Consider the following 15,717-nt stretch of genomic DNA (forward strand, 5'->3'; position numbering starts at 1 on the left):
GTTTCGGGTCAGCGCAGGCACACCTGGTGCACGTAGTCCTGCAGGCCCAGGATCATTTGCTTACTGAGGGCAAGCTGATCTCTGAGGGTGAAATAATCCGGTCGAGCGTCTGCTGCGAGTTCGGCGGTTTTTGCATCAGCCACGCCGCCGGCGCTGGTTTTTTCGGTGCCGGCGGCGCTGCAGGTGGCGTTGATACGCAGCCGCTGACGGCGATCGTCAACAGCGCGCTGCAGCTCAAGGTTTGAAGCGCGTTCATGGTCCAGCTCCAGGGTTCGTTTAAGATCGATCGCGTCACGGTTGGCCAGCATTTCGCCGCTAATGCGGGCGGCTTCGCGTAGGCCCGTCACTTCGAACAGGGCGTTGTCACGTTCCTGGCGTGCTGTGTCGCGCTGTCCTTCCAGGATGTCGAAGCCGATAAATGCGACCACGCACAGCAGCAGCGGAAACAGGATCTCGCGCAGCATCACAAGCCCTCCGCGCACATGGCCGCTTCGGCGCGCCGGCGAGCGTGCAGGCCCGGAACAAAGCGCTTACGGCCCTGGGCGTCAGTGACCGACGACCACACCGGGCTCTTGCCGTCGGGGCCCCAGGCGAGTGCCTTGCAGCCTTCGGCGATCTTGCCGGCATTGATCAAGCCCACGGCGCGACTGGCGCAGGTGCTGGGCGTACCAAAGTTGTGGCCATGGCTGCTCAGGGCGTCGAAGGTCTTCTGCCCGATCGCAGGATTGGTCAGGCAGTCGGCCAGCGCCAGTTGGCCTTTCTCGACCACCAGTTGCTCCACCTCGGCGCAGCGCGCCGGCGACCAGTAGTCACCCACGATCAAGGGGTACGGGCTGGTATAACGGGTGATGCCCTTGCACACCGTTGGCAGGCCACGGGCCAAGCGATCGGCGTAGACGACGTTTTGACCCTCCCCTTCCCACTTGCCCAGGAAGGCGAGCAAAGGGGCGCTGGCCAGCACCAGGGCACCGGCGGCGATCTTGTTGCGCAGGCTCATGGGAACAGGATCCGCAACAGCGCAGGCCCGACCATCTGCGCGACCACACCCAGCACCGTCAGCACCGCCAACATGCGGGTGACCTTGGTGCCGATGTCGGACACGGTGGCGGTTAGCTCACGCTGGCCATCGTTCAAATCCGAGAGCTGTACCGCCATGTGTTCGAATTCGCCTTCCAACCGGGTGACACGGGTCGGCACGGTTTCGTGGCGTTCTTCCAGGTCGCTGACGCGGTGCTCAAGCACCGCGAAACGGCTTTCCAGGGTGCCTTTGGGCTTGGCGCGTGCGGTCATCGGCGCTGTCCTTGCTCAACAAGTGATTGGCATGGAACACAGCGAGTCATCCCGCCCAGGGCCTGGCGCTTTTCCGGGATCTGCTTATCGCAGTCTTCGCAGTGGGTCAGGCTTGGCCCGCTCGGCCGTGCTGCAGCAAGTGCGGCCGCGATCGCCGCGTCACGCTGACGTTGTTCCAGGGCCTGGGCGCGATCGAACGGGCAAACCATCAGCGCAGGCCCTCGATCTCTGCAGCAGCCAGGTACGGCACGCCGTTGACGCGGATAAAGTCCGGGCTGGTGACATCAAAAGGCACCTTGTGTTTGGACTTCTCGCCACCTTTTGGGTCGACGCTCAGCAGGCTGGACACCTTCAACTTGCAGCCGAAGGCCTCAATGCGCAGCTCTTCGTCGCCGGCCTTGGCGAAGAACACCGAGTCGAAGGGCTCCAACTGGCGGAAGCTACCGGCAATGCGTGCGGCCTCGATCAGCAGGTTGAAGTTGCTGGTGTCGAATTCGAATTCACCACTGCACGACACATCGCCGTCGACGTGCCCGTTGGGCACACCCCGGGATTGCGCCACGGCAGTGTTATCGGTGATGTCCAGGGTGCAGCTTTCAACGTGGATCTGCAGATCGCCCAGGTTGATGTCGAAGTTTTTACCGCCAATACGGGACATACGGGATTACTCCGAATCGTCGTTGGAAAGGTCCAAGGCGATGTTCGCCGTCAGGTCTTTCGGGCAATTGAGGGGCTTGATCTTGATGTACACCTCCACCTTGGTTTTGGTGTGCCAGACCAGCTGGATGTCGCCGTCTTTCGGGGATTCGATCTCGCCCGGGAACACCTGGCCGGCGAAAGTTGTGGACTTGGCCATCACGCGCAGCGGCTTCATTAACGCGCTGATAGCGGCCGCCATGCTGTTGGCCGTGTTGTTCAAGCGGCGATCGGCAACGCGCAGAATCAGCAGCGGGCGCACTTGGCGAGCGGCCTTGTCGGCCAAACGCAGGTACTCGACCACCTGGAAGTCACTCGCCGGCGCATCGAGCATGTTGCCGTCGCCCCAAAACACACCCGGGTAGTCGGGATAGGTTTGCGAGACAGAGAAACGTGCCTTGTCGAGTTCCGATCGGATCGCAGACGGCAGCGGTACGCCGTCTTTGTCCTTGGGCACGCTGCCAAGGGCCAATACAGCGCCGCTGGCAACGCGCATTGGGCTGTCAGCAATGCTGACGACAGCGTTGGCCAGGCGCCCAGCCAGAACGCCGAGGTCATTGCCGTGCAACTGAGGTACAACAAGTACACGCGGCGCGGCCAGGTCTTTGGTGATCGCTTTTTGTTGGCCCAAGTAGTCGGCCCAGGTCTGCTCTGCAGTAATCCCTACGGTGCTGGCCATCACGAACATACGGCGGCCGTAGGTGTTGCTGACAGCCATCGCGGCGTCATGCATGGCAGACAATTCCGCTGCTGCTGTCACCGGCGTGGTGATCACCACCGCTTCGACGGAAAAGCCCTGCTGTTGAGCGGTTTCAAGGGCATCAGCCCAGTTGCCGGCGGCGGCAATCGGAGCCGCCAAACAGGCCCAGCGGTCGCCGCCATTGGCCTTGGCTGCCGCAACCTGGGTTTTCAGATCACTGACAGGTAGACCCAACATGACATCCAGGTCGCTGTCGGTATTCAGGGCGATCAGGCTACCGACGCTCTTTGCGCCGGGGCCGATGAACAGGAAATAGCGCTCGATCTCGGTCACGGCGCCCTGGCCGAGGTTGAGATTGTTAACGCTGACTTTGCCAAGTGCCATGCAGTGCCTCGTTATTTGGGGGAGTTGAGGATTTGTTCCAGCACCTGGTTAACCAGCAGGCTGGTATCCCGATCGGAGCTGACGCCCAGGAACTGGCGCTTTGGCAGGGTGATTTCCCAGCTTTGCGCGCCGTTGCCCTCGGCCTTTTCGTCGGACAGGATGCGTATCAGCAGGCCCGCCTTGGCGTAGTTCACGTGTTCTTGAATCCATGCCACCGATGGCCGGGAAAGGCTCTTCTTGCCCTTCTGGCGCACCTTGAATCCCAGGCGGCGCAGACGCTTTGCCTGTTTGTCCGTCGCGGCCAGGCCCTCGGGAACCTTGTTCCACCGGCGCATCTGCGCGGCAGTACGGCGCTCACTGACACCGTGGTGTTGCTGCGCGGCGACCCAAGCTGTTAATCCGTTACGCCATCCCAGGGTTGCGGAGTCCGCGCTCACGCTGGTGACCTGGAGCAACTTGCCCAGGCCGGATTCCATCTTCTTTTTGCCCTTGCCGTCGCCCTTGCGCGCCTCAAAAGGCGAGCCGTCCAGGTTGCGCTGCTCGCGGATCCGCTTACGGCTCATGGTGCGCACGCGCTTGGTGACGTTGTTCAGCAAACGCCGGCGCAGCTGCGGGGGCAGGCTCAGCAGGGCCAGTTGCTCGCGAACGCCCAGGTGGCCCCGGACATCCAGCTCAAAAGTGCTACGCGCCACCGCCGCGGACCTCGCCGTGTTCAGCGGTCCACAGATCGAATGTGACCAGGCCCCACTTTTTGCCGAACGCGTCGACCAGACCGTTGGGGTCTTCGGCCAAGTGCTGTGCCTCGACAAACTCCAGGGTCAATTCCAGATCTGCTTCGTCCGGGGTGATCTGGTCGACGGCGAAGGTCGGCGCCGGCAGATCGTCGTCCCGATCGGGATCGTTGGTTTCCAGCCAGCCGCCCAGGAGGGCCATCAACAGCGCCGGGTTGCCGGCGAATCGCTCGATCACCACCACGGCGCGATAACGCATATCGCCCATGTGCAGGCCCTGGGTGGTGTCTTTCCAGATCAAATCTAAGTTGACCTGCTCGGCCCAGCTGTCGATCTGCTCGGGCAGCACCAGGTCTAGGCCGATCAGGTAGGTGGTCAGGGCGCGGAGCTTGTTCATAGCAACGCCGCCGTGATGCGGCCACGGCCCTGCAGCGAACGCACAGCCTGTTGGCTGAATGCCAGGAAGGTTTCCGGGCGGTCGGGCAATTCCTTGCCCAGATTCTCAGCAGTGTCGCGGCGGATGATCGTCGCGAACTGCGGTAACAGGCTGGCTTTTGCCCTGCAGTAAACGGCGCGTTTGTACGTCGCTGCTTGAAATGTGCGCTCGGGCAGCACCATAGGGTCAGCAGATTCCAAGGTGGTGACACCCTGGCTCTGCCAGCGCGCTTTGCACTTGGCCAAGTCGCTGTTGACCTCGGCCATCGCCATGGTCAACTCAGCAGTCAGCAGTTCAACCAGGTATTCCGCCGGCAGGCGATAGCCCTTCTGGAACTCGGCCACGTCGAGGTTCGGCCAAAAGCCGTCGTTCTCGATCGCCAGTTCCACCAGGGTGGTGGGTTTACCTGAAAAGCTCATGCTGACCGCTCAAATAGGGCGGGGAGCCTGTTTTCAGTGGGACGGTCCATAAATGGACGGCTCACTTCCACAGGTCCCCGCTGGGGGGGTAGTCGGTTATTCGGAGGCCGGGTTAGCGGCCGCTTGTTTTTCCAAAGCCCTGCGGACCTTTTTGATGCGGGTGTCATTGCCGGCTTTCGGGTAAAGCTCGGTGGAGCGCTCCAAATGCTTGAGCGCGGTTTCCCACTGCTCGGCCTCCATAGCGCGCATGCCAATCAACTTGTGGTACTTGCTCGGGATCTGCTCAGGCAGGTTCCATTCGCCGTCAACGCGGGGCAACAGGTCGGATAGGTAGGGCTCAGGGCTGCGGCCCGCGTTGTATTCGTCATAGGCCCACTCGGCTACCGCATCAGCTACAAAGGTCTGGATGTCGCGGCGCATGAAACGCTCCGGCATCTTCTGGCCCTGCTCCATCAGGAAGTCGGCCAGCTCCAGCGCGTCTTCGAACTGGGCGGTATCGAACAGCCACACCATTACCTGCACAGCAACGCGATTCGGGAAAATCAGCCCCGACTCGCAGTAGCGCTGGACGTATTCCTGGTACTTGGGCAGCAACTCGTCGCGCTTGAGTAACTGGCGTCCTGCCAAAGCTCCTTTCATCGCGCTCAGGCGCTCCAGATCCTGGTCCAATGCCGCTTCCTGCAGCAGCAAGTGCTTGCGTGCATTGGCGGGACTGCTTAGGGCATCCGCAGGCGAGTAGGCCAAGCCTGCAGCAGCAGCGAGTGCCACCACTGCAGTGCTGCCCATGGCCAGGGTGCGGCGCTTGTGCGCCAGGGCCAGACTCACGCGACCACCAGCTCGACGTTTTCAGTGAACGCGATCTTTTCCAGTTGCTCGATCACGTAGCCTTCGTTACGGCTGTTGTAGTCCTCGACGCGGGAGCGTTTCGGGTTCTCGATCGTCTGCTTACGCCAGCTGGTGTCCTGGTAGTAGATCGAGAGGTTGTCCCAACTGGTGACCAGCACTGCGTTAACCGGGAAGTTCGGAACGCTGAATGCCGGCAGGCCACCATAGGTCGCGATGACCTGGGCGTTTTCGATACGCTCCTTTTCGGTCGGAGTGTCGCCCTGCTTGGTGTACAACTTGGCCTTGTCAGCAGCGAGCAAATCGGTGCCGATGATTGCAACCAGGTCGCCGTCTTCGCGCAGGATCTCGTCCACCATTTGCTTGGTGTCATGCACCAGGGCATCGAGGTTGGCGTAGTCACCACCGGCGCCAAGCGTGACCTTACCGGCGGTGGTTCCCTCTTTCAGAACCTGCTGCGGGGCCTGCTCGCGCAGCTGCTGCAGCCAGCCTTTGTTCACGTCCTGCAGCTTGGGAAACTTCTCCAGGTCGGTCTGGGTAGCTGCGTGCGTCCCATGGAAACCGATAACGATTCGGTCCTGCGCGATGCGCTTCTGCACTGCGGCGGAATAACGCTCTTTGAAGTCGGGAAACTTCGCCCAGGCATCGATCTTGGCGTACGGAAGACCCACGTCCGACTGAGTATCAGCCAGTTCGTATTGGGTGTTGTCCAGCGCCGAAGCGTCCTTGGCTTCGCGATCGGTGGTCTTGGTGTTGGTGCGGCCAGTGACCGGGCCATTCACACCAATGAAGACTTTTTCACCCTTGATCTCGCTGACTGGGGTGACGTTGATTCGCTCCAGGAAGTCAGCTTTCGCAGTGATAGCGTCGTTCAGTTCCTGGGCAATCGTGGGGTCCACACTGAACATGCGGCTCGATCGCTCGACGCCGTACGCTTCGGCCATCGCTTCTTGCAGCTCGGCATATTGCTTGGCGCCACGGGCGCTTAACGGCTGGGCCATGTCAGAGTACTCGCGGCTTTTTAGGGGTTACCGGGCCTGGGTTGCGTGGCAACTGGCGGCCGGCCGGGGTGTTCTGCAGTGCGGTAAATTGCTTCTGCAGAGCGTCCAGCTTCTCCAGCACGGACTGATTGCCCTTACCCTTGCGGCGGAATTCGCGCTCTTCTTCGGCAGTCGAAACGATCTCGTCCACCGCTGCGCCAACATCGTCAATCAGTTCCTGGTCTGGCTCTGGCGCATCTGCGGCGGCGGGTTCAATGACAGCTTGAAGGCCGGCAGCGACAACCAGCAGCTGTGCCACCAGGGCTGTCAAAGCCGTTGCTGTAGCTTCATCCATTGGGGGTTTGCTCTCTGTTTTGGGTGGGGTGGTTTCGGCAGGCAGCACATCAGCGGCGAAACGCTTGAAAAAGCCGGTCAGGGCTTTGATCAGTCCGGTTTCGGCAGTTTCTGGGCTGTCGTCCTGCAGGCTGCCAAGTTCGATCGAAGCGGCGTAATAGGAAGCGCGGGTGTTTTTGTGGGAGAAGTAGAGTTCCTGGGTGCCCACGCTAGCGGGTTGGTCAGTGACGCCCAGGCCAGTCAGATAGGCTTTGCCCTTCCCTCGGAAGTCCGGGGTGATCTCAATGCTGGAGAACAGTTTCTGGCCCTGATCATTCAGGTACAGCAGGCGGTCGTTTGGCTTCAATTGCGCTTCCAGCGCCACCTCGCCCGGCTCCAGATCTTCGGCTTCTTCCACCAGGCGCACGGCATAAACGGTGCCGTGGGAGCCCGGCCAGCGTTCGTGATCGCACCAGATCACAGCCGTGTAAAAAGACGGCTTGTAGGTTTCAGCGATATCGCGCAGTTCCTGGGGAAGGATCACGCGCCCATCAACGGTGGCTCCGCTGGTGGCGACACGTTTCCAGAACGAAACAAGGGAACGGGGCATGGGTTTAACTGCGCTCAATCGGTTGAATGAGCCGCCACGATAGGGAGCTGACAAGCCCCAAACAAACGGTTGCTTTGCGCGCTCCTCCTATATTCGACATATAGGTGGATCGCGGAATTTAACCCCGCGTTTCCTGCGTTTTCGCCGCATAGACTGCGGTCCATGTACTACTCGACCGAAGTTAAAGAAGCCGCCAAACGCCTGTTTCTACGCCGCTGTAAGGCCAAGGAAATTCAGGCGCAGCTCAACCTGCCCAACATCCGCATCGTCTATTACTGGATCCGCCAGGGCGGGTGGGAAGACATGCTGTCGGACGAAGAACCGCTGACGGCCGTCGGCCGGCGGATCACCCTCCTCCTGGACAAAGCCAGCAGCCTGACCAAAGACGAGCTGAACGAGCTGGACCGGCTGACCACCGTTCGTGAGCGCCTGTTGAAGCAAGCGGTGAAACCGGCGACGGCACCGGACGGGGAGTCTACCGGCGAGCCCCAGGAACGCCGCCAGGGCGCGCGTGGGGAACGGTCAGGCCGTGGGGAAAGCAGTGGGAAGAAGCGCGAAAAGAAGGCCAAGAACGACATCAGCGGGCTGACCGAAGTCGACTTCCTGGATAAGTTCATCAGCAAGATGTACCGCTATCAGCAGGAACTGTTCGCGGCCAAGCAAAACCCGCTGACGTGCCGGATCCGCAACATCCTGAAAAGCCGCCAGGTGGGCCTGACCTACTACTTCGCCGGCGAAGCATTCATGGATGCCGTGCTAACCGGCGACAACCAGGTGTTCCTGTCGGCCAGCCGATCGCAGTCGGAAATTTTCCGCAGCTACATCATCCAGTTTGCCAAGCAATGGTTTGACATTGAGCTGACCGGCAACCCGATAACTCTCAGCAACGGCGCCGAACTGCGCTTCCTCAGCACCAACAGCAGCACCGCCCAGGGCTACCACGGCCACGTCTACGTCGACGAATACTTCTGGATCCGCGACTTCGACAAACTCAGCACCGTGGCCAGCGCCATGGGCACCCACAAAAAATGGCGCAAAACCTATTTTTCGACACCCAGCGCCGTGTCGCACCAGGCGTACCCGTTCTGGTCAGGTGAAGAATTCCGCAACAGCAAACGCGGCAAGAAGATCGGCGGCACCTGGCCCACCGAGGCGTCCTACACTCAAGGCGCACTGTGCCCGGACGGGCAATGGCGCAAGACCATCACCCTGGACGATGCCATCGCCGGCGGCTGCGATCTGTTCGACCTGGAGCAGCTGCAGCTGGAGTACGACGAAGACAAATTCCAGCAGTTGTTCTACTGCAAGTTCATCGACAGCAGCCAGAGCGCGTTCGGCCTCAAGGATCTAGAGCGGTGCTATTCCGACCTGTCGTTGTGGGAAGACTACAACCCCGAACTGGATCGGCCTTTCGGCAACAGCCCTGTCTGGCTTGGCTACGACCCCAGCCGGACCCGCGACGACGCGACCTGTGTGGTGGTCGCCCCGCCACTGGAACCTGGGGCGAAATTCCGCATCCTGGAAAAGCACAGCTGGCGTGGGCATTCGTTCACCTACCAGGCCGCCCAGGTCAAAAAACTTACCGAGCGTTTCAACGTGCAACACATCGGTATTGATATCACCGGCGTGGGCTATGGCGTATTCGACCTGGTGCGCGACTTCTACGCGAAGGCCACGCCGATCCACTACAGCCTGGAAACCAAAAACACCCTGGTTCTCAAGGCTCAGGACACGATCCAGGGCAGTCGCATCGAGTGGGACGCCGGCTGGACCGATATCGCCCAGGCTTTCCTGACCATCAAGCGCGGCACCACCACCAGCGGCCAGGTCACCTACAGCGCTTCGCGCACCGACGCTACCGGCCACGCCGATATCGCTTGGGCCGTGATGCATGCCCTGGCCAATGAACCCCTGAACACCAACAAGCGGCGCCGTAGCCGCTACGTCACGAGCGGAAACCATGCCCAAGCAACGACGCAGAAAACCCCGAGCCAGCCAGCAGGTGCAACAGCCACAGCCCATGCGGGCGTTCACCTTCGGGGAGCCGGAACAAGTGCTGTCCGGCAACATCGGCGAGTACCTGGGGGTATTTCCCAGCGACGACGGCGAGATCTACAAACCGCCGGTATCCCGGGCGGGCCTGGCCAAGCTGTTGCGCGCCAACGCGCACCACGGCGCCATTCCCAAGTTCAAACGCAACTTGCTGTTGCGTGAATTCATCCCGTCCGATGGATGCAGCACGCAGACCATGGGCCGGGCGGGCCTGGATTACATGGTGTTTGGGGAAGCGTATTTCTACCGCGACAGCAACGCCTTTGGCCATGTCCTGGAGATGCAGCACCTGCCGGCAATCAATATGCGGGTGAAGGTCGATGGCGGTTTCAGGATGCTGCTACCCGACAACAAGTACATGGACTTCGACCAGGACGAGATTGAGCACGTCCTGGACTATGACGTAGAGCAGAACATCTACGGCGTGCCCGACTACTTGGGCGGCCTGCAGGCGCTGTTGCTCAACGAAGCCGCAACCCTGTTCCGCCGGCGCTACTACAGCAACGGCGCGCACGCGGGCTACATCTTCTACACCAACGACCCCGACCTGACCGAGGAAGACGAAGAGAACCTGCGCGCTCAGATCAGCGCCAGCAAGGGCGTGGGCAACTTCCGCTCGATGTTCGTCAACATCCCCAACGGCAAGGAAAACGCGATCCAGATCATCCCCGTGGGGGACTTCCAGGCCAAAGACGAGCTGGAGAAGGTAAAGAACATAACCCGCAACGACGTGATTGCTGCCTGGCGTATGAACCCTGCCCTGGCAGGAATCATCCCGGAAAACAGCGGCGGGTTTGGGGACATTGAGAAGATCGATCGCGTGTACACCAGCAACGAGATCCGGCCCATCTGTCAGTTGTTCAATCAGCTGAATGACATCCTGAGAAAAGACAGGAGTATTAGCTGGAAGAAAGTCACTTCAACAGACAATAACACTGCACAAGAAGGCTAAAGCAGCGATTACCACTAACACTTATGGCAACATAGTGACTATTGGCTGCCCTGGGGAGGGACACAATGAGAGTTGTATGCAAATGCGGAAACAAGGGCCGGATTGCTTCCAGAGAAGAGCTATCGCAGGATTTTGCGAAGCTGTATTGCCAGTGCCTCGATGCAACGTGCGGGCACACTTGGGTAGCAAACTTGACGTTCTCACACACGCTAAGCCCCTCCGCTCAGTCATACGAAAGAATGTTGTTCGATCGTTTGAGGGATATGCCCAAGGCGAAACAGCGGGAGCTGTTCGATCAGCTTGGCGTTGCTTAAGACGGTTAGAAAGCGCCAGCCGCGAAGGCCGGCGCATGCTTTCAGTGTTATGTCAGGAAGGTTATTCGATGTCAGAAGGCTCAGCAAAATAGCCGGCAATGCGCTGAACCTGTTTACGGTCTTTTTCAGATATCTGTCGGTATAGCTTGATAAGCCGGATTTCTAAATCCGTCAGTTTCAGCCATTCACAACCCGCCGAGTCACAAAAACTACTTTCCAATTTGTTGCGATCCAACATGCGTACTACTCCGTTTTTTGCATTTGCTGAATCGACGGTATTGGGCAGTGATCCCTGCCCTGACACAGCGATTTCATTGGAGATACGCAGTTTGTTACAAGTTAATCGAGTGGGTCAGCGGCCTCGGCGGCCATGGACTTAACGATACGCCGCACAGTTTTTTGATCATCAGGCGGTAGTCGCCTGAATTGCTCGACCAGATCCGCCTCTGCAGGAGCGAGCCCCTGTCCAGGCGGCGGAGATCGATGCCCAGAAAGCACGTAACCCGCGTCAACCTTATGTTCTACCAACGCAGAAACGTAGCGCAGGTCCAGCGAATTGGCGCCTAACTCATAATTTTTCTGAGTTCCACGGCTAACCCCCAACAACGTCCCAAAATCAGTTTGATTCAAACCTAAGCGCTCGCGCTCTTCCCTTAGGCGATCACCTACTCCGTCAGCTATGAGCATTTTTTTATTCACCACACTTGACCTGATCAATTTTTTGACCAAGAATCACCACAGACAAACAGAAACAACCACAAACGAACAGAGTAGACATGATGCCCGCCACCGTTACACCCGAGCAAGCCCGGGCCGCTCTTGATCACAAGGGAGTGAGCATCGCGGAGTTCAGCCGCAAACACGGATTGAACAAAAATTTAGTCAGCGACCTATTGAATGGTCGGATCAAAGGTCGCCGGGGGGAGGCACATCGCGCCGCCGTGTTACTCGGTATCAAAGACGGCGTGATCGCACAGTAATGGTCAGCACACGTAGGGAACAGCAGAAGATGGAAAGCCAGGTTCTAAAAACACGCCGTGAAGTTGTCAGTGCCATTATTTGCACCTTTGAAGGTGGCCGCGAATGCGCCGCCGCCCGAATCGGTTTACCACTCAAGAAGTTTGATAACCACGCCTATGAGAACAACAACTGCCGTCCTTTGACAGACTCCCAGATCTTCCAACTGGAGCAAGTTACCGGCACCCAACACTTGGCCAACTACGTGGCGGCAATGTACGGCGGCATGTTCGTACCTGTCACCAGCCCCGAGAACCTGGATAACGTGGAGATGTACGCACGATCTGTACAGAGTGCCGCAAAGCGGGGAACGGTCGATCAGATCATTGCTCAGGCGCTTGATGATGGCGTGATCACCGAGGCCGAAGCCCAGGCAATACAGAACGCTCACACCCTCCACTTGGCTGCACGGACTGCCGAAGTCTATGCCGCCATCGACCTCTACCGCGCCAAGTCGGGGAAAACCATATGAACGCTAAGACCAATACCCTGGACTATCAGGAATGCATGCAAAACGCTGCACTGGCCTTCCTTGAGCGCCATCAAGCCGAACACCTGGGCGACCTGTCTGCGCTTTTCAACCGCACCATCAATCACCTGGTGAGCAGCTTCGACGTGGCGGAATCGATTGCAATCAAATTGACTTCGCTTGCCCACATCGAGCTGGTGGAAATTGCCTTCCGACAGCGCCTTGATCTGGACTACAGCAGTGACACCGTTGTGGTGATCAACGATCCGATTAAGGGACTGTGCTGGTCCGTACCCGTCAGCCTGATCTACGAACGCATCTTGAACGCCCCTGACAACGTGCGTTTGCGCTCCACGAACCCGTAACACTCACCCCCAATCAATCGCCGGCCCCACATCCCGTGGGTATGGGTGAGCTGCGCCCGAAATCGAGGTTTAACGATGGCAAACGCCGTAATTGTCACCACTCAACTGCCCCCCGCAGAGGCCGAAGCGTTACTGGCGGCCCTGCGTGAACAGTATCGCTTGAGCCTCAACGAGCATTGGTACGCCGACCAGTTCCGCCTTGTTGCGGACGGCCAGCGTCACGGCGCAATTCTCGCCCACGTCCCGGTAATGGCTGCACAAAAACGCCTTATGGCAGCCCTGTCCCACAGCCTTAAAGCAGTGAAGTAACCCCATGAAAGAAGATCTTCGCCACGACGTGCTGCAACGCCTCCAGTCTGACTTCGGGCTCAAGCACCGCGTGGGCACCGACTACATGCGCGGCGGCACCTGTCCCAAGTGCAAAAAGAAAGAGCTGTATTCCCGGTTTGATACGCCCTGGATGGTGATTTGTGGTCGCCCTGAGAAGTGTGGCCACACCCTGCACGTAAAAGAGCTGTACGACGATCTGTTTGAAGATTGGAGCAAGCGAGCGCCGGCAACAGACCAGCACCCCAACGCGACGGCACGCGCTTACCTGGAGTTCGCCCGGGGCTTTCGGTTTGAGCTGATCCAAGGCTGGTTCACCCAGGAAACCTTCTACTCTGCTGAACACAACGCCGGCAGCGCCACTGTGCGCTTCGCACTGGAGAAAGGCGGCTGGTGGGAACGCCTAATTGATCAGCCCCACCGCTTCGGCAAGATGAAAGCCCGCTTTAAATCCAAGGACAGTTATCGCGGCGTCTGGTGGTGCCCGCCTTGCGTAGACCTTCTTGAGGCCAAGGAGATCTGGATTGTCGAAGGGATCTTCGACGCCATCGCCTTGGTGCATAACGACATCGCTGCTGTCTCGGCCATGTCTTCCAATGCGTTCCCTGGCGATTCGCTCAAGGCCCTGGTTAAGGCCCGCGAGGGATTGAAGCTGCCCAAGCTGGTTTGGGCGCTTGATAACGAACCCAGCGCCAACGCATACACCCGGCGCTGGGTGCGCGAAGCCCGAGCCCTAGGTTTCGTCTGTGAGTCTGCACAAATCCCCCAACGCGACGGCCGCAAGGCTGATTGGAACGACCTCCATCAGCGCTGGACCTTTATCCAGGACGACACCAAACGTGCCGACCAGATCGCTACCGACCTCAAACAAGCCCGTCACCAGGGCGCCTTGCTGCTGGCAGAGAGCGCAGCGGAAAAAGCGTTGCTCATGTACGACTGGAACAAGCGCGGCGAATTTCACCTGGGCTTTGGTAGCCGTCTGTATTGGTTCAAGTTGGACATGGAGAAGTTCAACCGAGCCATGTCCGACATCGAGGACAGCGAGAACCACGACGACCAGTTACTCAACCAGGCGCAACAACGCGAAAAGGCGCTGCAGCAGTCGGGCAGTGTTGTGGAGATTGCCAACTGCTACCCACAAGCCCTGTACTTCCAGCGTAACGAGGTAACGGACGAATCATGGTACTACCTGCGCGTGGACTTCCCGCACGACTCCGAAAGCGTGAAAAACACCTTCACCAGCGGCCAGCTGTCGGCCGCAAGCGAATTCAAAAAGCGGCTTCTCGGCATGGCAGCGGGTGCAATGTTTACCGGCAGTGGCCAGCAGCTCGACAAGCTCATGAAGGACCAACTGTTCGGTATCAAAACCGTTTCAACCATCGACTACGTGGGCTACAGCAAGGAATACGCCTGCTACGTCTATGGCGATATCGCGATCAAGGACGGCACCACCTACAAGGTCAACAGCGAGGACTATTTCGAGTTCGGCAAGCTGCGCCTTAAGACGCTGCAGAAAGGCGTCCCCATCAAGCTGCAGCGCGAAGCAAAGGGCTTCGACGAGAAGTGGGTGCAGTTGCTGTGGACCTGCTTCGGTGCCCAGGGATTCGTCGCCCTGGTGTTCTTTTTCGGCTCGCTGTTCTGCGAACAGATCCGCGCTCGCTACCAGTCGTTCCCATTCCTGGAAGCCACTGGTGAAGCCGGCGCCGGCAAAACAACCCTGTTGAACCTCCTCTGGAAACTACTCGGCCGCGAAGGCTACGAAGGATTTGACCCTATGAAATCTACCAAGGCCGGGCGTTCTCGTTTAATGGGCCAGGTCTCCGGCATGCCGGTGGTATTCCTGGAAGCTGATCGCCACAGCGACGATCGAGCGCACGCTAAGACCTTTGAATGGGACGAGCTGAAAGACTTCTTCGGCGGCGGCACCCTGGCCACGAAAGGCGTCAAGACGGCAGGCAACGAGACGTACGAGCCGCCATTCAGGGGAACTATTGCTATCAGCCAGAACGCTGCCGTGGTTGCCCACGAAGCGATCATGACGCGGATTGTGAAGCTGCATTTTGTGCGCCCGACCGTCACGCCGGAAAGCCGTGCTGCAGCTGATCAGTTGAACGCACTGGATGGTGGCACCCTCAGCCACTTCCTATTGCGGGCCGTGGGTAAGGAGTCCGCGGTGCTTGAGTTATTCGCTCAGCGCATGCCCGAACACGAAGCAAAGCTGCGCCGTTTACACACCCATTGCTTCGCCTGCAGCACGGCCTATGCCAGTGACCAGGGCAATTGCACCAGTTGCGGCTATGACCTGCGCGGCTACATCCGCGTGGAGCGCATCAGCAAAAACCACGCGCAAATGCTCTCGCTGCTGGACGGCATTCGCCTGGTACTGAAATTGAGTGACCCCCAAGTCGCTGCCACCCAGCGCCAGATCGTGCGAATGGCCATCGAGCGCCAGGCGTCGATTAGCTCCGACCACGCAGCCGTAGCCGAGTTTTGGGAGGTTTACGACTACCTCGAATCCTTGAGTGAAGATCCGGTGGTTGACCACAGCAGCGATCCGACCGTGATCGCAATCAACCTCAATGAATTCTGCGAGCGCGCCGCCGAACACAAACAAAAGTTGGCCGACGTGGCCACGTTGCGCGACCTGCTCAAAGAGTCCCGCTCCCGCAAGTTTCTAGATAGCAACAAGGCCGTTCACAGCGCTGTACGTGCTGCGTTCAACAGCCGTAATCCCTGTTCACAACCCCGGCCGACGACAGTGAAGTGCTGGACATTCAAGGCGTAAAGGAGAGCAAGACC

22 protein-coding genes are annotated in these 15,717 nt (G+C 59.1%); 8 read left to right on the forward strand and 14 right to left on the reverse strand.

Annotated elements, in window-relative coordinates:
- Nucleotides 1-8: 8 nt before the first annotated feature.
- The 12 genes from JTY93_RS18775 to JTY93_RS18830 form a co-directional block, all read right to left on the reverse strand.
- Nucleotides 9-464: a lysis system i-spanin subunit Rz gene (locus JTY93_RS18775; RefSeq protein ID WP_205477246.1), complete on the reverse strand. Its 456-nt coding sequence runs from the start codon at nucleotides 462-464 to the stop codon at nucleotides 9-11.
- Entirely contained in the window at nucleotides 464-997 is a 534-nt protein-coding gene (locus JTY93_RS18780; protein WP_205477245.1) for a lysozyme, read from the reverse strand. The genes JTY93_RS18775 and JTY93_RS18780 overlap by 1 nt, the downstream gene beginning before the upstream one ends.
- Nucleotides 994-1,290: a hypothetical protein gene (locus tag JTY93_RS18785; RefSeq protein WP_065909425.1), complete on the reverse strand. Its 297-nt coding sequence runs from the start codon at nucleotides 1,288-1,290 to the stop codon at nucleotides 994-996. Before JTY93_RS18785 ends, JTY93_RS18780 begins: the two co-directional genes overlap by 4 nt.
- A complete protein-coding gene (locus JTY93_RS18790) occupies nucleotides 1,287-1,499 on the reverse strand; it encodes a TraR/DksA C4-type zinc finger protein (protein WP_205477244.1) in 213 nt (70 codons plus the stop codon). Before JTY93_RS18790 ends, JTY93_RS18785 begins: the two co-directional genes overlap by 4 nt.
- Nucleotides 1,499-1,948, reverse strand: coding sequence for a phage protein (locus JTY93_RS18795; protein WP_205477243.1), 450 nt, complete (start codon nucleotides 1,946-1,948; stop codon nucleotides 1,499-1,501). Before JTY93_RS18795 ends, JTY93_RS18790 begins: the two co-directional genes overlap by 1 nt.
- 6 nt (nucleotides 1,949-1,954) lie before the next feature.
- Complete coding sequence (locus JTY93_RS18800) at nucleotides 1,955-3,070, reverse strand: DUF2586 domain-containing protein (RefSeq protein WP_205477242.1); 1,116 nt, start codon at nucleotides 3,068-3,070, stop codon at nucleotides 1,955-1,957.
- Nucleotides 3,071-3,081: 11 nt separating this feature from the next.
- Entirely contained in the window at nucleotides 3,082-3,762 is a 681-nt protein-coding gene (locus JTY93_RS18805) for a phage virion morphogenesis family protein (protein WP_205477241.1), read from the reverse strand.
- Nucleotides 3,752-4,198: a phage tail protein gene (locus tag JTY93_RS18810; RefSeq protein WP_205477240.1), complete on the reverse strand. Its 447-nt coding sequence runs from the start codon at nucleotides 4,196-4,198 to the stop codon at nucleotides 3,752-3,754. The genes JTY93_RS18805 and JTY93_RS18810 overlap by 11 nt, the downstream gene beginning before the upstream one ends.
- Nucleotides 4,195-4,656 (reverse strand): head completion/stabilization protein, encoded by a 462-nt coding sequence (locus JTY93_RS18815; protein ID WP_205477239.1) that lies wholly within the window; start codon nucleotides 4,654-4,656, stop codon nucleotides 4,195-4,197. The genes JTY93_RS18810 and JTY93_RS18815 overlap by 4 nt, the downstream gene beginning before the upstream one ends.
- 96 nt (nucleotides 4,657-4,752) lie before the next feature.
- Nucleotides 4,753-5,481, reverse strand: coding sequence for a phage terminase small subunit (gene gpM / locus JTY93_RS18820; protein WP_205477238.1), 729 nt, complete (start codon nucleotides 5,479-5,481; stop codon nucleotides 4,753-4,755).
- A complete protein-coding gene (locus JTY93_RS18825; RefSeq protein WP_133715328.1) occupies nucleotides 5,478-6,500 on the reverse strand; it encodes a phage major capsid protein, P2 family in 1,023 nt (340 codons plus the stop codon). The genes gpM and JTY93_RS18825 overlap by 4 nt, the downstream gene beginning before the upstream one ends.
- A gap of 1 nt (nucleotide 6,501) precedes the next feature.
- On the reverse strand, nucleotides 6,502-7,422 hold the full coding sequence (locus JTY93_RS18830; RefSeq protein WP_205477237.1) for a GPO family capsid scaffolding protein: 921 nt from the start codon (nucleotides 7,420-7,422) through the stop codon (nucleotides 6,502-6,504).
- Nucleotides 7,423-7,584: 162 nt separating this feature from the next.
- Here JTY93_RS18830 and JTY93_RS18835 point away from each other — a divergent pair, with 162 nt between their 5' ends.
- From JTY93_RS18835 to JTY93_RS18845, 3 genes are all read left to right on the forward strand, one after another.
- A complete protein-coding gene (locus tag JTY93_RS18835; protein WP_205477236.1) occupies nucleotides 7,585-9,636 on the forward strand; it encodes a terminase large subunit domain-containing protein in 2,052 nt (683 codons plus the stop codon).
- On the forward strand, nucleotides 9,575-10,426 hold the full coding sequence (locus tag JTY93_RS18840; RefSeq protein WP_240344383.1) for a phage portal protein: 852 nt from the start codon (nucleotides 9,575-9,577) through the stop codon (nucleotides 10,424-10,426). The genes JTY93_RS18835 and JTY93_RS18840 overlap by 62 nt, the downstream gene beginning before the upstream one ends.
- 65 nt (nucleotides 10,427-10,491) lie before the next feature.
- Nucleotides 10,492-10,740 (forward strand): ogr/Delta-like zinc finger family protein, encoded by a 249-nt coding sequence (locus JTY93_RS18845; protein WP_080727692.1) that lies wholly within the window; start codon nucleotides 10,492-10,494, stop codon nucleotides 10,738-10,740.
- A 61-nt stretch (nucleotides 10,741-10,801) separates the two neighbouring features.
- Here JTY93_RS18845 and JTY93_RS18850 read toward each other — a convergent pair whose 3' ends face one another.
- Together JTY93_RS18850 and JTY93_RS18855 are read right to left on the reverse strand one after the other, a co-directional pair.
- Nucleotides 10,802-10,978, reverse strand: a complete 177-nt coding sequence (locus tag JTY93_RS18850) for a hypothetical protein (RefSeq protein WP_205477235.1) — start codon at nucleotides 10,976-10,978, stop codon at nucleotides 10,802-10,804.
- A 101-nt stretch (nucleotides 10,979-11,079) separates the two neighbouring features.
- Nucleotides 11,080-11,427, reverse strand: a complete 348-nt coding sequence (locus JTY93_RS18855; protein WP_038442398.1) for a helix-turn-helix domain-containing protein — start codon at nucleotides 11,425-11,427, stop codon at nucleotides 11,080-11,082.
- Nucleotides 11,428-11,519: 92 nt separating this feature from the next.
- Here JTY93_RS18855 and JTY93_RS18860 point away from each other — a divergent pair, with 92 nt between their 5' ends.
- The 5 genes from JTY93_RS18860 (at nucleotide 11,520) to JTY93_RS18880 (ending at nucleotide 15,703) form a co-directional block, all read left to right on the forward strand.
- Nucleotides 11,520-11,720, forward strand: coding sequence for a BcepMu_gp16 family phage-derived protein (locus JTY93_RS18860; protein WP_038448017.1), 201 nt, complete (start codon nucleotides 11,520-11,522; stop codon nucleotides 11,718-11,720).
- A gap of 29 nt (nucleotides 11,721-11,749) precedes the next feature.
- Nucleotides 11,750-12,229, forward strand: coding sequence for a YmfL family putative regulatory protein (locus JTY93_RS18865; protein ID WP_240344381.1), 480 nt, complete (start codon nucleotides 11,750-11,752; stop codon nucleotides 12,227-12,229).
- Nucleotides 12,226-12,591 (forward strand): hypothetical protein, encoded by a 366-nt coding sequence (locus tag JTY93_RS18870; protein ID WP_205477233.1) that lies wholly within the window; start codon nucleotides 12,226-12,228, stop codon nucleotides 12,589-12,591. The genes JTY93_RS18865 and JTY93_RS18870 overlap by 4 nt, the downstream gene beginning before the upstream one ends.
- Before the next feature lie 75 nt (nucleotides 12,592-12,666).
- Nucleotides 12,667-12,900 carry a hypothetical protein gene (locus JTY93_RS18875; protein WP_032863637.1) on the forward strand — a complete coding sequence of 78 codons (234 nt, stop codon included), beginning with the start codon at nucleotides 12,667-12,669 and terminating at the stop codon, nucleotides 12,898-12,900.
- Nucleotides 12,901-12,904: 4 nt separating this feature from the next.
- Complete coding sequence (locus JTY93_RS18880) at nucleotides 12,905-15,703, forward strand: toprim domain-containing protein (RefSeq protein WP_205477232.1); 2,799 nt, start codon at nucleotides 12,905-12,907, stop codon at nucleotides 15,701-15,703.
- Nucleotides 15,704-15,717 lie beyond the last annotated feature (14 nt).

The organism is Pseudomonas hygromyciniae (assembly GCF_016925675.1).
GTDB classification, from domain to species: domain Bacteria; phylum Pseudomonadota; class Gammaproteobacteria; order Pseudomonadales; family Pseudomonadaceae; genus Aquipseudomonas; species Aquipseudomonas hygromyciniae.

Excerpts from the sequence above, each read along its gene's own strand:
- JTY93_RS18780 (WP_205477245.1), bottom strand. The coding sequence starts at position 997 with ATGAGCCTGCGCAACAAGATCGCCGCCGGTGCCCTGGTGCTGGCCAGC.
- JTY93_RS18875 (WP_032863637.1), top strand. The coding sequence starts at position 12,667 with ATGGCAAACGCCGTAATTGTCACCACTCAACTGCCCCCCGCAGAGGCC.
- JTY93_RS18865 (WP_240344381.1), top strand. The coding sequence starts at position 11,750 with ATGGAAAGCCAGGTTCTAAAAACACGCCGTGAAGTTGTCAGTGCCATT.
- JTY93_RS18800 (WP_205477242.1), bottom strand. The coding sequence starts at position 3,070 with ATGGCACTTGGCAAAGTCAGCGTTAACAATCTCAACCTCGGCCAGGGC.
- JTY93_RS18795 (WP_205477243.1), bottom strand. The coding sequence starts at position 1,948 with ATGTCCCGTATTGGCGGTAAAAACTTCGACATCAACCTGGGCGATCTG.
- JTY93_RS18825 (WP_133715328.1), bottom strand. The coding sequence starts at position 6,500 with ATGGCCCAGCCGTTAAGCGCCCGTGGCGCCAAGCAATATGCCGAGCTG.
- JTY93_RS18855 (WP_038442398.1), bottom strand. The coding sequence starts at position 11,427 with ATGCTCATAGCTGACGGAGTAGGTGATCGCCTAAGGGAAGAGCGCGAG.
- JTY93_RS18775 (WP_205477246.1), bottom strand. The coding sequence starts at position 464 with ATGCTGCGCGAGATCCTGTTTCCGCTGCTGCTGTGCGTGGTCGCATTT.
- JTY93_RS18830 (WP_205477237.1), bottom strand. The coding sequence starts at position 7,422 with ATGCCCCGTTCCCTTGTTTCGTTCTGGAAACGTGTCGCCACCAGCGGA.
- JTY93_RS18850 (WP_205477235.1), bottom strand. The coding sequence starts at position 10,978 with ATGTTGGATCGCAACAAATTGGAAAGTAGTTTTTGTGACTCGGCGGGT.
- JTY93_RS18810 (WP_205477240.1), bottom strand. The coding sequence starts at position 4,198 with ATGAACAAGCTCCGCGCCCTGACCACCTACCTGATCGGCCTAGACCTG.
- JTY93_RS18845 (WP_080727692.1), top strand. The coding sequence starts at position 10,492 with ATGAGAGTTGTATGCAAATGCGGAAACAAGGGCCGGATTGCTTCCAGA.
- JTY93_RS18835 (WP_205477236.1), top strand. The coding sequence starts at position 7,585 with ATGTACTACTCGACCGAAGTTAAAGAAGCCGCCAAACGCCTGTTTCTA.
- JTY93_RS18860 (WP_038448017.1), top strand. The coding sequence starts at position 11,520 with ATGCCCGCCACCGTTACACCCGAGCAAGCCCGGGCCGCTCTTGATCAC.
- JTY93_RS18790 (WP_205477244.1), bottom strand. The coding sequence starts at position 1,499 with ATGGTTTGCCCGTTCGATCGCGCCCAGGCCCTGGAACAACGTCAGCGT.
- JTY93_RS18870 (WP_205477233.1), top strand. The coding sequence starts at position 12,226 with ATGAACGCTAAGACCAATACCCTGGACTATCAGGAATGCATGCAAAAC.
- JTY93_RS18880 (WP_205477232.1), top strand. The coding sequence starts at position 12,905 with ATGAAAGAAGATCTTCGCCACGACGTGCTGCAACGCCTCCAGTCTGAC.
- JTY93_RS18785 (WP_065909425.1), bottom strand. The coding sequence starts at position 1,290 with ATGACCGCACGCGCCAAGCCCAAAGGCACCCTGGAAAGCCGTTTCGCG.
- JTY93_RS18815 (WP_205477239.1), bottom strand. The coding sequence starts at position 4,656 with ATGAGCTTTTCAGGTAAACCCACCACCCTGGTGGAACTGGCGATCGAG.